The sequence below is a fragment of the Janibacter zhaoxuefangae genome (assembly GCF_050271985.1).
Taxonomy (GTDB): Bacteria; Actinomycetota; Actinomycetes; order Actinomycetales; family Dermatophilaceae.
The window spans coordinates 1,836,042-1,849,862 of record NZ_CP189849.1 but is presented as its reverse complement, the minus strand read 5'-3'; the positions used below and the strand labels follow the sequence as shown (position 1 = coordinate 1,849,862).

The window sequence follows — 13,821 nt, the reverse complement described above, 5'->3', positions numbered from 1 at the left end:
GGCTGACGGAGTCCACAGGCGCGCCGGGCGGCCGGTGGCCGGTCGCCCGATCACCTTCCATGGGTCCCAGGAGGACACATGGACACGGAACACGAGACATCACCCAGGACGACGGCCGCGGCAGGTGAGGGCGATGGCCCACCACCGGATCGGGACCCGCGACGACTGCTGGGGGATCGCGGGGAGGACCTCGCCGCGCAGTACCTGACCGAGAGCGGCCTCGAGGTCGTGGATCGCAACTGGCGCTGCCCTCAGGGCGAGATCGACCTCGTCGCACTCGACGGCGAATGCCTCGTGGTGTGCGAGGTCAAGACGCGCACGAGCACGGCCTTCGGCGATCCGGTCGAAGGCGTCACCCGGGTCAAGCTCGCCCGACTGCGGCGTCTGGCGCTCGCGTGGCTGACCACGCACGACGTCTACGCCGCGGACCTGCGGATCGACGTCGTCGGGATCCTCATCCGTCCGGACGGTCCGCCGCTGCTGACCCATCTGCGCGGGGTGCAGTCATGAGCGGGACCGGCCTCGGGATGACCCGGTGCGTGGCCCTGACCGGCCTCGAGGGGGCTCTCGTCGACGTCGAGGCCCACGTCAGTCAGGGGCTGCCGCACTTCTCCATCGGGGGCCTGCCGGACGCGGCCTGCGGGCAGGCGCCGGAGCGGGTCAAGGCCGCCTCGGCCGCGGCCGGTGAGGCGGTCGGCAACCACCGGATCATCGTCAACCTCTCGCCCGCGTCCATCCCGAAGCAGGGCACGATCTTCGACCTCGGGATCGCGATCGCGGTGCTGGCCGCGCGCTCGCGGATCCCGCAGGAGCTCGCCCGCGAGGTCGTTCACCTGGGGGAGCTCGGACTCGACGGCCGGATCCGCCCGGTGCAGGGGGTCCTGCCGGCCGTCCTCGCCGCGGCCCGGGCGGGGACCCGCCACGTCGTCGTGCCCGAGGCGAACGCCGCCGAGGCCATGCTCGTCGACGGGGTCAGCGTGCACGCCTTCCCGGACCTCGCCGGGCTGCTGGCCGACTACCGGCGTGCGCACCGCCGCGGGGGACACCTCACCGACGCCGTCGGCATGACCGCGGGGGAACCGGCGCCGACGAATCACGTGCCGGACCTCGCCGACGTCGCGGGTCAGCCGGAGGCGCGCGCAGCCCTGGAGTTGGCGGCGGCCGGGGGACACCACCTGCTCCTGTCGGGGCCGCCCGGCGGTGGCAAGACGATGTTGGCGGAGCGGCTCGTGACGATCCTGCCCCCGCTCGACCGGGAGGCCGCACTGCAGGTGCTCGCGGTGCGATCCCTGCTGGGTCTCGTGCCGGCCGATGCCGGCCTCGATCGGACACCACCCTTCGTCGCGCCGCATCACAGCGCCTCCGTGCCGGCGATCATCGGCGGGGGATCGGGCACGATGCGCCCCGGTGCCATCACCCAGGCCCACAGCGGCGTCCTCTTCCTCGACGAGGCGGCCGAGTTCAAACCCTCGGCGCTCCAGGCGCTGCGACAACCGCTCGAGTCGGGGCGGATCGTGCTCGCCCGGGCGCGGGTCAATGTCAGCTTCCCGGCCGCCTTCCAGCTCGTGCTCGCGGCCAACCCCTGCCCGTGCGGTCAGGGCTACGGTCGTGGCCTGGCGTGTCGGTGCAGCGCGCTGGTCCGGCGCAACTACCAGGCCAAGCTCTCCGGGCCGCTGATCGACCGGGTCGACGTCCAGGTGCAGGTCCCGCCCGTGACGCGGGCGAGCATGTCGGCGACCGTGGGGGAGTCCAGTGCGGTCGTGGCGGCGCGGGTCGTGACGGCCCGCGCGGCGGCCGCGGCCCGGTGGGTGGAGCACGGCTGGTCACTCAACTCGCGCGTGCCCGGATCTGTCCTGCGCCGGGCGCCCTGGCGCCTGCCCTCGGCGGTGACCCGGGATCTGGACGGAGCGCTGGATCGGGGACATCTGAGCCTGCGTGGCTACGATCGCGTGCTGCGACTCGGGTGGACGTGCGCCGACCTCTCGGGGCGCGAGGTGCCCAGCCGGGACGACCTCATCCTCGCCCACGCCATGCGTTCGCTCGAGGAGTCTGCGGCATGAGCGATCCGCTGGCGCAGGAGCGACGTGCTCGCATCGACTGGTCCCGCCTCGGTGAGCCGGGCGATCAACGTGTGGCCGGGTGGGTGCGGGACAAGGGACACGTGGGCGCCCTCGCCGCGCTCCGATCCGACACGCTGCCGGGAGCCGGAGGGTTTCGCACCAGACTGGACCAGTTGGACGCCGAGCGGGACCTGCGCAACCTCACACAACTCGGTGGTCGCGTCGTCATCCCCGGCGATGCCGAATGGCCCGCCGGGCTCGATGACCTCGACACGCCCCCACACTGCCTGTGGCTCCGGGGCTCGGGGCACCTCGCGACATTGGCCGCTCGCAGCGTCGCCCTCGTCGGGGCACGGGCCGCAACCGCGACGGGCCGACTCACGGCGAGCGAGCTCGCGGCCGGGATGGCGCGGCGCGGCTTCACGGTCTTCTCGGGCGCGGCCTTCGGCATCGACGCGGCCGCGCACGAGGGCGCGCTCGCCGCGGAGGCACCCACGGTCGCGGTCCTCGCCTGTGGCGTGGACCGGGCCTATCCCGCGGCCCACGACCGCCTGTTAACGGCGATCGCCGACGGCGGGGTCGTCGTGTCGGAGGCGCCCCTGGGCTACGCGGCACTGCGCCACCGGTTCCTCCTGCGCAACCGACTCATCGCGGCCATGACGCGCGGCACCGTGGTCGTCGAGGCCGGCATCCGCTCCGGGTCCAAGAACACCGCGGCCACCGCGGACCGGCTCGGCAGGGTCGTCGGAGCCGTGCCGGGGCCGGTCACGAGCATGGTCTCGGCCGGCTGCCACCAACTCATCCGATCCGGCATGGCGGTGCTCGTCACGGGAGCCGACGAGGTCGCCGACCTCGTCGGGGAGTTCGGCACGGACACGGTCGAGGAACTCAGCGTGGCCACGGACCTCGACGCCCTGACGACGGAGCAGCGGGTGGTCCATGACCACCTCAGGGTTCGCACCGACGCCACACTCGGAGACCTGAGCGAGGGCACGACGTATGCCTTGACCAGGGTGATCACCCTGGTGGGGCAGCTCGAGGACCTCGGATTCGCCATGCGGACCGATCGGGGGTGGCGGCGCTCGAGCATCGGCCGGTGAGTGCCCCACCCCGAAGGCGACAAATCCGACCACCCGCCCCGTGCGTGGCAGGTTGCCATGGGGTGCCGCGTTTGGAAGCGTGGGGACGTGGCCCACACGAGCGAGGATCTGGAGGCGGTCGTCGACGCGTTCGCGCGCCACCTTCGGTCCGAGCGGGCCCGCTCCGAGCACACCATCCGCGCCTACCGTCGCGACGTCGAGTTGGCCCTGGCCTGGATCGCCGAGGACGAGGGCGTCGAGACGCTGCGCGACATCCGCCTGGCACAGTTGCGTGCCTGGCTCGGACACCTCGCCCGGTCTGGTGCCGCCCGTTCCACCGTCGCGCGACGCTCCGCCTCCCTCCGCACCTTCTTCGCGTGGGCGCTACGAACCGGTCGCGTCGACGTCGACCCGACATTGCGCCTCGCCAGCGCCAAGCGCGCAGCCCACCTGCCACAGGTGCTCACGCACGAGGACGCCGGCGCCGTCCTCGACGTCGCGACCGTGGCCGCCGATGACGAGGACCCGGTCCACCTGCGCGACCTCGCGGCCCTCGAACTGCTCTATGCCACCGGGATCCGCGTGGGTGAGCTCACCGGTCTGGACATCGACGACGTGGACCTTGGGACCCGGGTCGTGCGCGTGCTCGGCAAGGGGGCGAAAGAGCGCATGGTCCCCTTCGGCGTGCCCGCTGCGAAGGCCGTCGAACGCTGGCTGGGGGAGGGACGTCCCCGACTCGTCACCGACGCCAGCGGGCCGGCGCTGCTGCTCGGTCGCCGCGGGCGCCGAGTCGACCAGCGTCAGATCCGGTCGGCGCTGCACGACCTGCTCCGGCACGTCCCCGACGCCCCGGACATCGGACCGCACGGCCTGCGCCACAGCGCAGCGACGCACCTGCTCGATGGCGGAGCCGATCTGAGGATGGTCCAGGAGTTGCTCGGCCACGCCTCGCTGGCGACCACCCAGCTCTACACGCACGTCTCCGTCGAGCGGCTCAAGCGCTCCTTCGAACAGGCGCACCCGCGTGCCTGACGCCCGTCGCACACCCCGGATGTCGCCCGTGGTCCGCCGGCGGCAGGTGGCGGCAGGCCTCCTCGCCCTCGTTGTGCTCGCGGTGCTCATCAACGTCGTTCCCGACCTCGTCCGCGGCGGGGCCGACGGGGACGCCGCCAGCGCACCCACGACCACATCGACGAAGGCGCCGGCGGACGCCGCCACGCCCGTGGCGGAACCGAGCTCGTCGAGCACGAGTCGGACCCCGTCCGCGTCGCCGACCGAGGGCGCCGGCGGGGTGGTGTCGGATCGGGCCGGTGTGCGCGTCCCGCAGTCGGGCAACGGCACCGTCCGCCCTCTCGACGTGCCGGGGAAGGACTCCCGTCGGCAGGGGCGGACCGTCCGCTACACCGTCGAGACGGAAGGCCGTCTCAAGGTCGATACCGCGACCTTCGTCCGCGTCGTGCGGGAGGCCCTCATCGACCGCCGTGGCTGGGAGCCCGTCGAGGACGTGCACTTCGTCCACGTGACGCCGCAGGAACGGGAGCGCGGAGCCGACGTCGACCTGCGCATCACGCTCGCCAGTCCCACGCTCACGGACCGGCTCTGCTTCCCCGCCGACACCTTCGGCGAGGTGTCGTGCTTCCACCAGGGACGGGCGGTCATCAACGCCAAACGGTGGCAGCAAGGCGTCAGTACCTACTCGGGGCGGCTCGCGGCCTATCGGGTTTACCTCATCAACCACGAGGTCGGCCACAGTTTCGGCCATGGGCATGCCTCGTGCGCGGGCATCGGGCGTGCCGCCCCCGTCATGCTCCAGCAGACCCTCCGGCTGGAGCGATGCACGCCTTGGCCCTACCCCGCACGACCCTCGCCCGACGTCGAGAACGCGGGCTGAGTGAGGGCGGACCCCAAGGGAAGAAGCACCACCCGGCGGCGTCCGAACAGGCTCAGCGGATCGAGGTACGTCCGGCCCCGTCGTGCGCCCAGGTGCAGGCAGGTGGCGGGAGCACAGTGCCCCGGATCGCTCGAGATCGTGCCCAGCTTCGTTCCGCGCCCCACGACGTCACCGCGTCGCACGGAGGGGGTGACCGGCTCATAGGTGCTGCGGATGCCGCTCGGGTGAGTCACGCTGACCGTCCATCGCCCGGCGATGCGGCCCACGTGGGTCACCCGACCGACGGCCACGGCCATGACCGGCTGAGCGACCCGCGCCGACAGGTCGACGCCACGGTGCCCGCGACCGTAGGGACCGTCCGGGGCATCGAAGCGGCGGACCACGTCGGGCGTCGGTGTCAGGGGCCAGGCCCACCGTGTGCCGTCGGTGCCGATCGCGAGCGAGGCGGCCTGGGCCAGGGCGATGACCCACACGAGGAAGGACGAGGTGCTCATGACCCCGATCGTCCGCTCCGACACCCGCCTGGGTCGCCGATCGGTACCGGTTGTGGACGGTCGGGGGAGTCCCGGCCTCGTTGGGGACGACGCCGTCCCGACCCAAGCGCTCCGGTACCCCTCGGCGGGTCAGGTGGAGTCACGCACCACGAGGGACGTCGACAGCATCGTGGCGTGCTCGACGTGTTCCCCCGCGAGCAGCCGGAGGAGGGTGTCGGCCATGACGACGCCCATCCGTCGGGCGGGCTGGGCGATGGTGGTCAGCCCGACCGGGCCCCGGGTGGCGTACCTGCTGTTGTCGTAGCCGACGATGGCCACGTCGTCCGGCACCCTCAGACCGCGCTCGGCGAGTGCCATCGCGGCGCCGCTGGCCATCAGATCGCTGGCGATGAAGATGGCATCGGTCTCGGGGTGCTCGTCGAGCAGGGCCAGGGCGGCGCGGATGCCGCCCGCCTCGGTGAAGTCGCCGCGCTGGACCCGCGCGGTGGCCAGCCCCGCCGCCTCCATGGCGTCGCGCCACCCGGCCTCGCGGTCGACGGCAGCGGGCATGTCGTTCGGGCCGGCGATCGTCGCGATGGCCCGGCGTCCGAGGCCGATGAGGTGTTCCGTGGCCGTCCGGCCACCGGCCCGGTTGTCGACGTCGACGTAGTGGTCTGCGGGGTTCGCGAGCTCGCCCAGCGGGCGCCCGCCGAAGACGACGGGCATGGACTGGCCGAGGGAGGCGAGGAAGTGGTCACCCGAGTGGTGCGAGACGACGAGGGCGCCGTCGACATTGCCGCCGAGCAGATAGCGCCGGGTCTTCTCCGAGGGCGTGGACGGATGCGCGAGCTGGAGATTGAGCACGTAGTCGCTGTCGTCCAGGCGGTCGCTGATGCCCTGGACGACGTCGGCGAAGTACGGGTCGCCGAAGAAGCGATGCGCGTCCTCCGGCACCACGAGGGCGATCGCCATCGTGGCGCGCACGGCGAGGGAGCGGGCGGCCCGGTTCGGGACGTAGTTGAGTTCGCGGATCGCGCGCTCGACGGCCTCGACGACCTCGGGACGCACTCGTGGGGAGTCGTTGATCACCCGTGACACCGTCGCGCGGGAGACGCCGGCGACCCGGGCGACCTCCTCGAGGGTGGGTCGCCCGACCGCACTCGTCGGGCTCGTGGTCATGGCGTGAGGTCGCCTCCCAGCGGCAGTCGCCGGTCGCGGATGGTCCGGGCGTAGTCGAGCGCGCTGGCCTTGGGGGTGCGTACCTGCGTCGCGTAGTCGACTCGGACGATACCGAAGCGTTTCGCGTAGCCCCACGCCCACTCGAAATTGTCCATGAGTGACCAGTAGAAGTAGCCGTGCACGGGGACACCCGCGTCGATGGCATCGAGCACCGCCGCGAGGTGCGCGCGCAGGAAGTCCCGGCGACCCGTGTCGTCGACGGCGCCGTCGGCGTCGGGTGCGTCGTCGAAGGCGGCCCCGTTCTCGGTGACGTAGAGGTCCACCCCGGCCGGGCCCGAGTACTCCTCGTGCAGCCGCTGCAGGAGACGGGTGAGCCCCTCGGGTTGGATCTCCCAACCCATCGCGGTCGTCGCCAGCTCTCGCGGGTGCCGATGGGAATCCGGTGCGGCCGGCATCGGCGAGCGCGTCGGTCGGGTGGTCGCGGGGACCGCCGCGACGGACTCGGTCGGCGGGCGGTGGCTGACGGCCTCGCCCTGGTAGTAGTTGACGCCGAGGACGTCGATGGGGGTGGCGATGATGTCGAGGTCGCCCGGTCGGACGGCGCTCTCGAGCCCCAGTCCGGCGACGTCCTCGAGGTAGTCGGTCGGATAGGCGCCGCGGAAGATGGGGTCGAGGAAGACCCGGTTCATCTGGGCGTCGATCCGGCGGGCCGCCTCGACGTCGCGGGGGTCATCGGGGTCGACCGGGTCGGGGACGGTGTGGTTGAGGGTGAGTCCGAGCCTCAAGGACGGGTCGCGCTCGCGCAGGGCCGCGATGACCCGACCGTGGGCCAGAAGCAGGTGATGTGCGGCGACGACGCCGTCCGCCGGGGACCCCCCGCCGGGGGCGTGTTCGCCGCCGGTGTACCCGAGGAAGGCGGAGCACCACGGCTCGTTGAGCGTGGTCCACGTGCGGATCTTGCCGCCGAGTCGGTCGTGGACGGCGAGGGCGTAGTCGACGAAGCGGTCGACGACGGCGCGGTTGGTCCATCCGCCGTCCTCCTGCAACGCCGCCGGTAGGTCCCAGTGATAGAGCGTGAGCCACGGGGTGATGCCGGCCGCCAGGAGTTCGTCGACGAGCCGCTCGTAGAAGTCGAGGCCGGCCTCGTTGACGGGCCCGCCGTCGGGGCACACCCGGGCCCACGACGTCGAGAAGCGGTAGGTCTGGATCCCGAGCGACGCCATCAGGGCGACGTCTTCGCGGTAGCGGTGGTAGTGATCGCAGGCGACGTCGCCCGTGTCACCACCGACGACCGCTCCGGGGACACGGCAGAACGTGTCCCAGATGGAGTCGGTGCGCCCGTCCTCATGGGTCGCCCCCTCGATCTGGAAGGCGGCCGTGGCGACGCCGAGGACGAGCTCCGCGGGCACGGGCCGGGTCTCGCGGTGGAGCGGGGCGTCGGTGCGGGACGCGGGGGCGGGGGTGGTGGGCGTGGTCATCCCTTGACTGCTCCTTGCATGATGCCGGCGACGAGTTGTCGGCCGGCGACGGCGAAGACGATGAGTAGCGGGATCGCGGCGAGGACGACTCCGGCGAGGACGAGCGAGTAGTCGACGTAGTGCGCGGCCTGGAGCTGTTGCAGCGCCACCGGCAGCGTCGGGTTGCCGGGGTCGAGGACGATGAAGGGCCAGAAGAAGTTCGTCCACGTCATGATGAAGGTGAAGAGCCCGAGCATCGCGGCGCCGGGACGGGCCGCGGGCAGGGCGACGGACCAGAAGGTCCGCAGGACCGAGGCGCCGTCGACGCGGGCGGCGTCGACCAGCTCGTCCGGTAGGGCCTCCCCGAGGTACTGCGTCATCCAGAAGACGCCGAAGGCGCTCGCGAGCGACGGCAGGATGACGGCCCCGAGGCTGCCGACCCAGCCGAGCTCGGACATGACGATGAAGAGAGGGACGATGCCCAGCTGGGTCGGGACGGCCATCGTGGCGATGACGGCGAGCAGGAGGAACGAGCGACCGCGGAAGGGCAGTTTGGCGAAGGCGAATCCGGCCAGCGTCGAGATGAGCACGACGGCGAGCGAGACGACCGTGGAGACCATGATGCTGTTGCCCATCGCCTTCCAGAAGGGGACCGCGTCGACGACGGCGCGGGCGTTGGCGAGGAAGTTGCCGCCGGGCAGGAGGGAGACGTCGGTGCTGTTGATCGCCGCGGCGTCCTTGCTGCCGATGACGAAGGACCACCACAGCGGGAAGAACGACGCGAGCAGCACGACGATGAGGAAGAGGTAGGCGGGGCGGGCGCCGGTGGCACGCCGGGCGGGGGTCATCGGGAGTCCTTCGAGGCGATCCGGCGAATGAGGAGGAAGTTGAGGATCCCGATCAGCACGATGAGCAGGAAGAGCAGCCAGGCGACGGCGGACGCCATCCCGAAGTCCTTCTGACCCCAACCGATGTCGTAGAGGTAGAGCGTCAGCGTCTGCCACTGCCGATCGGCCCCGCCCTTGCCGTACTGGTCGAACATGCGCGGCTCGTCGAAGATCTGGAGGCCGCCGATGGTCGAGGTGATGACGACGAAGATGATCGTGGCTCGCAGCGACGGGATCGTGATCGAGAGGAACTGGCGCAGGCGTCCGGCGCCGTCGATCGCGGCCGCCTCGTAGTAGTCGCGGGGAATGGCCTGCATGGCGGCGAGGAAGATCAGGGCGTTGTAGCCGGTCCAGCGGAAGTTGACCATCGTCGCGATGGCGAGGTGGCTGGGGAGCTTGTCACGGTGCCAGTGCACGGGGTCGAAGCCGAGCGCGCCCAGCCCCTGGTTGATGAGGCCGTACCGGTCGCCGAAAAGGTCGTTGAAGATGAGGGCGACGGCGACGGGCGCGATGACGTAGGGCACGAGCACGCCCATCCGCCACCACGTGCGGGCACGCAGGTCCGCGTCGAGGGCGGCGGCGATGAGCAGCGCGAAGACGACCTGCGGCACGCTCGAGAGCAGGAAGATGCTCAGGGTGTTGCGCAGGCTGCCCCAGAAGTACTCCTGACCGAGGACGTTCCGGTAGTTGTCCAGCCCGACGAAGGCGCCCTGGCCGCCGATGAGGTTCCACTCGTGCAGCGACACGTAGGCCGTGTAGAGCAACGGGAACGCTCCGACGATGCCGAAGACGATGAAGAACGGCGAGACGTAGAGGTAGGGGGAGATGGTGGTGTCCCAGCGGCCGAGGCGTTGGCCGAGGGTCCGCCGGGGGGCCGGAGGCGGAGGCTCCGACCGGGTGCTCGTCACCAGCACTGACATCTCCTTCAAAGGGGTGGTGCCCGGCGGTCCGTCGCGGACCGCCGGGCCGGAAGGGGGCGGGTCAGCCCAGTGCTTCGACGTCCTTGACGAACCGGTCCCAGGACTTGTCGGGGGTCATCGACCCGTCCTCGATGCGGGTGAGCGCCTGCTGCATCGCGTCGTTGATCGGGAAGTACTTCGGTCCCTTGAACGGTGCGACGGTGACGGCCTTGGCCCGCTCGGCGAAGATCTCGCCGGTCGGGGCATCGTTGAGGAAGGCCGACGTCACGGCGGCCAGGTCCTCACTCTCGAGGGCCTCGGTCTGGCTCGGGAAGGCCCCGACCTCGACGAACGCCTTGACCTGTTGCTCGGGGGCGGTGAGCCACTCGGCCAGGGCCCGCGCCTCGGCCGGGTGCTTGCTCTGCGTCGGGACGGTCAGGTACGACCCGCCCCAGTTGCCGCCACCGCCGGGGAAGGTGTTGGCCACGTCCCAGCCCTTGACGCCCTTGGCGTTGCCCTCGATGACGCCGACCATCCAGCCGGGGCAGAGCATGGTCGCGAAGCCGTCCTTGGTGAAGGACTTCGTCCAGTCGGGGCTCCACTGCTGCAGCTTGGCCGAGAGGCCGTCGTCGATGCCGGCCGCCACGACGGCGTCGAAGGTCTTGCGGACCTCGGGGTTGTCCGTGGCGATGACCGTGCCGTCCTCCATCTCGTAGGTGGACTCGATCTGGTTGATCATCCCCTGGTACGTGGCACCCAGGGAGTCGAACCACGGGACGTCGGACTTGGCGCTGAACGTCTTGCCGGCCTCGAAGTAGGACTCCCATGAGTCGCCGAGGAGGGTCGCGACCTCCTCACGGTCGGAGGGGAGTCCGGCCTTCTCGAAGAGGTCTCCGCGGTAGCAGATGGCCTCGGGGCCGCTGTCCGTGCCGTAGCCGATGAGGCGGCCGTCGGCGTCGGTGGCCGCCGCGGCCTTCCAGTCGAGCCAGCGACCTGCGACGTCGTCGTTGCTGAGGTCGGTGAACTTGCTCGAGTACTGCATGAGCTCGGCGAGCCAGTCCACCTCGACGGCCTCGATGTCCGAGAGGCCGCTGCCGGCGGCCAGGCGCGTGTTGAGGTTGTCGCGGGCTTCGTTCGACGTCGCCGCCTTCTTGTGCGTGATGGTGACGTTGGTGTGCTCCTTCTCGTACTCCTTGATCAGTTCGTCGTAGCCGAACTGGTTGAAGGTCGCGAGCGTGAGCGTGACCGGCTCGGTGCCGGTGGTGGTGGCGGCGGGGCTGTCGCCATCACCGGAGCCACCGCAGGCCGTGAGGGCAATGAGCCCGACGGAGGCGGCGGCAAGCATCGTGAGGCGGTTGGATCTGGTGGTCATGAGAGCTCCTTTGGTCTCGACCCGGGAAGAATGGGAGCGCTCTCATCTTCGAATGATCGGCTGGTGAGAGCGCTCTCACAAGCAGAATGCGACCTGGCTGATGGGCCGTCAATCGGGTCGACGGCCTCGTTACCCTTCCGTTACCCGCGGCCTGCGGGGTGCGGTGGTGGGGCTGCCACGAGGCGACCGAGCCGCTCCGCGCCGTCTCGCAGGACGTCGTCGCGCTTGCAGAACGCGAACCGGACGAGGCTCGCCACCCGCTCCCGGTCGGCGACGAACGCGGACACGGGGACCCCGACGACGCCGACCTCCTCGGGCAGGCGCCGACAGAAGTCGACGGCGTCGACGACGCCCAGCGGGGCGGTGTCGGCGATGACGAAGTACGTGCCCTGACAGGGCGAGACGGTCATCCCCGCGTCGGTCAGTGCCTCGACGAGGATGTCGCGCTTGGCCTGCATGCCGGCGCGGAGCCCGTCGTAGAAGTCGTCTCCCAGGCGGAGGCCGGCGGCGATGGCGGGCTGGAAGGGGGCCGAGCCGGCGAAGGTGACGAACTGCTTGATGGTCGCGATGGCGCGGATGGCCTCGGTGGGGCCGTGGACCCAGCCCACCTTCCAGCCGGTCGTCGAGAACGTCTTGGCTCCCGAGGAGATGGTGAGGGCGCGACCCGCGGCATCGGGCAGCGTGGCGACGGACACGTGCTCGTGCCCGTCGTAGGTGAGGTGCTCGTAGACCTCGTCCGCGACGATCCAGGCGCCGTGCTCGCGCGCGACCGACGCGATGAGGGCGAGCTCGTCGCGGCGGAACACTTTCCCGGTGGGGTTGTGCGGGGTGTTGATCAACACCATCTTCGTGCGGGGACCGAAGGCGGCCCGCAGGTCCTCGGGGGAGAAGGACAGGTCGGGGAAGCGCAGCGGCACCGCCCGGTGGACCCCGCCCGCGAGGGCGATCGACGCCGCATAGGAGTCGTACCAGGGCTCGAAGGTGACGACCTCGTCCCCGGGCTCGACGAGCGCGAGGATGCTCGCGGCGATGGCCTCCGTCGCGCCGACGGTGATCAACACGTCCGCGGGGTCCACATCCAGTCCGTGGAAGCGGGCCTGGTGCTCCGCGACGGCCTCGCGCAGCACCGGCATGCCGGTCGCCGGCGGGTACTGGTTGAGGCCCTCGCGGATCGCGGCGATGGCCGCCTCGAGCACCTCGGGTGGCCCGTCGGTGTCGGGGAACCCCTGGCCGAGGTTGACGGCGTCGAACTGCAGGGCGCGTTGGGTCATCTCGGCGAAGACGGTCGTGCCGAAGTCGCGCATCCGTTCGACCAGCGGGATGGGGTCCTCCTGGGCGCTCATCTGTCCGAGGGTAGGGGACGGCACGGATTAGGCCGCTGGGCCGCTGCCCGCGTAGCATGGCGGGCGGTGACGTGTGCATCTGCACACGGAACCAAATTCGCGCGTCTTCCCACCGCCTGACGAGAGCACTCCGAAGGCGGGACGCACCACGGCAGTCCCAGAGCGACCTCGGTCGCGGCGGGCGGGGTGCGTGCAGGCGCCAGGGCAGGTGTCGATCCTCAACGATCGCGCCGGCAAATCAACTGACAACCACGACACAAGGAGACATTCGGCATGGCCGTCGTCACCATGCGCCAGCTCCTCGAGAGCGGCGTCCACTTCGGGCACCAGACCCGTCGCTGGAACCCCAAGATGAAGCGCTTCATCATGACCGAGCGCAATGGCATCTACATCATCGACCTGCAGCAGTCGCTGACCTACATCAACAACGCGTACGAGTTCGTCCGCGAGACCGTGTCGCACGGCGGCACGATCCTCTTCGTCGGCACGAAGAAGCAGGCCCAGGAGCCCATCGCCGAGCAGGCGACGCGCGTCGGCATGCCCTACGTGAACCACCGCTGGCTCGGTGGCATGCTCACCAACTTCCAGACGATCTCCAAGCGCCTCACGCGCCTCAAGGAGCTCGAGGAGCTGGACTTCGACACCGTGGCCGGATCCGGCTACACCAAGAAGGAGCTCCTCATCCTTCGTCGCGAGAAGGACAAGCTCTCGAAGACGCTGGGCGGCATCCGCGACATGGCGAAGGTCCCCTCCGCCGTGTGGATCGTCGACACCAAGAAGGAGCACCTCGCGGTCGACGAGGCTCGCAAGCTGGGTCTGCCGGTCATCGCGATCCTCGACACGAACTGTGACCCCGACGAGGTCGACTACAAGATCCCGGGCAACGACGACGCCATCCGCTCCGTCGCCCTCCTCACCCGCGTCATCGCCGACGCCGTCGCGGACGGTCTGATGTCCCGCTCCGGCGCGAAGACGGGTGCCGAGGCCGAGGGCACGGGCGACGAGCCCATGGCCGAGTGGGAGCGCGAGCTCCTCGAGGGCCAGGCCGCCGACACCGCCGAGGCTGTCGCCCCGGCCGCCGGTGAGACGCCTGCCGCCGACGCCACGGAGGCCCCCGAGGCCCCCGCCGTCGAGGCTGCTGCCGAGGCCCCCGCGGCCGACGCCGACGCCCAGGCCTGATC

13 protein-coding genes are annotated in these 13,821 nt (G+C 70.9%); 6 read left to right on the top strand and 7 right to left on the bottom strand.

The window, feature by feature from the left end; genetic code table 11:
* Positions 1-78 precede the first annotated feature (78 nt).
* Genes ACQBAS_RS08700 through ACQBAS_RS08680 form a run of 5 tightly spaced genes read left to right on the top strand, consistent with a single transcriptional unit; the run spans position 79 to position 5,030 of the window.
* A complete protein-coding gene (locus ACQBAS_RS08700; protein ID WP_427383406.1) occupies positions 79-510 on the top strand; it encodes a YraN family protein in 432 nt (143 codons plus the stop codon).
* Positions 507-2,060 (top strand): YifB family Mg chelatase-like AAA ATPase, encoded by a 1,554-nt coding sequence (locus ACQBAS_RS08695; RefSeq protein WP_427383405.1) that lies wholly within the window; start codon positions 507-509, stop codon positions 2,058-2,060. Before ACQBAS_RS08700 ends, ACQBAS_RS08695 begins: the two co-directional genes overlap by 4 nt.
* Entirely contained in the window at positions 2,057-3,160 is a 1,104-nt protein-coding gene (gene dprA / locus ACQBAS_RS08690; RefSeq protein WP_427383404.1) for a DNA-processing protein DprA, read from the top strand. Before ACQBAS_RS08695 ends, dprA begins: the two co-directional genes overlap by 4 nt.
* A gap of 57 nt (positions 3,161-3,217) precedes the next feature.
* Complete coding sequence (locus ACQBAS_RS08685; protein WP_427383403.1) at positions 3,218-4,171, top strand: tyrosine recombinase XerC; 954 nt, start codon at positions 3,218-3,220, stop codon at positions 4,169-4,171.
* On the top strand, positions 4,164-5,030 hold the full coding sequence (locus tag ACQBAS_RS08680; RefSeq protein ID WP_427383402.1) for a DUF3152 domain-containing protein: 867 nt from the start codon (positions 4,164-4,166) through the stop codon (positions 5,028-5,030). The genes ACQBAS_RS08685 and ACQBAS_RS08680 overlap by 8 nt, the downstream gene beginning before the upstream one ends.
* Here the strand turns inward: ACQBAS_RS08680 and ACQBAS_RS08675 are convergent.
* From ACQBAS_RS08675 to ACQBAS_RS08645, 7 genes are all read right to left on the bottom strand, one after another.
* Positions 4,988-5,524 carry a murein hydrolase activator EnvC family protein gene (locus ACQBAS_RS08675; RefSeq protein WP_427383401.1) on the bottom strand — a complete coding sequence of 179 codons (537 nt, stop codon included), beginning with the start codon at positions 5,522-5,524 and terminating at the stop codon, positions 4,988-4,990. The two genes, ACQBAS_RS08680 and ACQBAS_RS08675, sit on opposite strands and share 43 nt — an antisense overlap.
* Positions 5,525-5,653: 129 nt before the next feature.
* Positions 5,654-6,682, bottom strand: a complete 1,029-nt coding sequence (locus ACQBAS_RS08670) for a LacI family DNA-binding transcriptional regulator (RefSeq protein WP_427383400.1) — start codon at positions 6,680-6,682, stop codon at positions 5,654-5,656.
* Positions 6,679-8,160, bottom strand: a complete 1,482-nt coding sequence (locus ACQBAS_RS08665; protein ID WP_427383399.1) for a GH1 family beta-glucosidase — start codon at positions 8,158-8,160, stop codon at positions 6,679-6,681. Before ACQBAS_RS08665 ends, ACQBAS_RS08670 begins: the two co-directional genes overlap by 4 nt.
* On the bottom strand, positions 8,157-8,987 hold the full coding sequence (locus tag ACQBAS_RS08660) for a carbohydrate ABC transporter permease (RefSeq protein ID WP_427383398.1): 831 nt from the start codon (positions 8,985-8,987) through the stop codon (positions 8,157-8,159). The genes ACQBAS_RS08665 and ACQBAS_RS08660 overlap by 4 nt, the downstream gene beginning before the upstream one ends.
* On the bottom strand, positions 8,984-9,946 hold the full coding sequence (locus tag ACQBAS_RS08655) for a carbohydrate ABC transporter permease (RefSeq protein ID WP_427383397.1): 963 nt from the start codon (positions 9,944-9,946) through the stop codon (positions 8,984-8,986). The genes ACQBAS_RS08660 and ACQBAS_RS08655 overlap by 4 nt, the downstream gene beginning before the upstream one ends.
* 61 nt (positions 9,947-10,007) lie before the next feature.
* Complete coding sequence (locus ACQBAS_RS08650) at positions 10,008-11,297, bottom strand: extracellular solute-binding protein (protein WP_427383396.1); 1,290 nt, start codon at positions 11,295-11,297, stop codon at positions 10,008-10,010.
* A gap of 140 nt (positions 11,298-11,437) precedes the next feature.
* Entirely contained in the window at positions 11,438-12,640 is a 1,203-nt protein-coding gene (locus ACQBAS_RS08645; protein WP_427383395.1) for a pyridoxal phosphate-dependent aminotransferase, read from the bottom strand.
* A gap of 273 nt (positions 12,641-12,913) precedes the next feature.
* Here ACQBAS_RS08645 and rpsB point away from each other — a divergent pair, with 273 nt between their 5' ends.
* Positions 12,914-13,819 carry a 30S ribosomal protein S2 gene (rpsB, locus tag ACQBAS_RS08640; protein WP_427383394.1) on the top strand — a complete coding sequence of 302 codons (906 nt, stop codon included), beginning with the start codon at positions 12,914-12,916 and terminating at the stop codon, positions 13,817-13,819.
* Positions 13,820-13,821: the final 2 nt, after the last annotated feature.

Coding starts and splice junctions, on each gene's coding strand:
- ACQBAS_RS08700 (WP_427383406.1), top strand. CDS start 79: ATGGACACGGAACACGAGACATCACCCAGGACGACGGCCGCGGCAGGT.
- ACQBAS_RS08695 (WP_427383405.1), top strand. CDS start 507: ATGAGCGGGACCGGCCTCGGGATGACCCGGTGCGTGGCCCTGACCGGC.
- dprA (WP_427383404.1), top strand. CDS start 2,057: ATGAGCGATCCGCTGGCGCAGGAGCGACGTGCTCGCATCGACTGGTCC.
- ACQBAS_RS08685 (WP_427383403.1), top strand. CDS start 3,218: ATGGGGTGCCGCGTTTGGAAGCGTGGGGACGTGGCCCACACGAGCGAG.
- ACQBAS_RS08675 (WP_427383401.1), bottom strand. CDS start 5,524: ATGAGCACCTCGTCCTTCCTCGTGTGGGTCATCGCCCTGGCCCAGGCC.
- ACQBAS_RS08670 (WP_427383400.1), bottom strand. CDS start 6,682: ATGACCACGAGCCCGACGAGTGCGGTCGGGCGACCCACCCTCGAGGAG.
- ACQBAS_RS08665 (WP_427383399.1), bottom strand. CDS start 8,160: ATGACCACGCCCACCACCCCCGCCCCCGCGTCCCGCACCGACGCCCCG.
- ACQBAS_RS08660 (WP_427383398.1), bottom strand. CDS start 8,987: ATGACCCCCGCCCGGCGTGCCACCGGCGCCCGCCCCGCCTACCTCTTC.
- ACQBAS_RS08655 (WP_427383397.1), bottom strand. CDS start 9,946: ATGTCAGTGCTGGTGACGAGCACCCGGTCGGAGCCTCCGCCTCCGGCC.
- ACQBAS_RS08650 (WP_427383396.1), bottom strand. CDS start 11,297: ATGACCACCAGATCCAACCGCCTCACGATGCTTGCCGCCGCCTCCGTC.
- ACQBAS_RS08645 (WP_427383395.1), bottom strand. CDS start 12,640: ATGAGCGCCCAGGAGGACCCCATCCCGCTGGTCGAACGGATGCGCGAC.
- rpsB (WP_427383394.1), top strand. CDS start 12,914: ATGGCCGTCGTCACCATGCGCCAGCTCCTCGAGAGCGGCGTCCACTTC.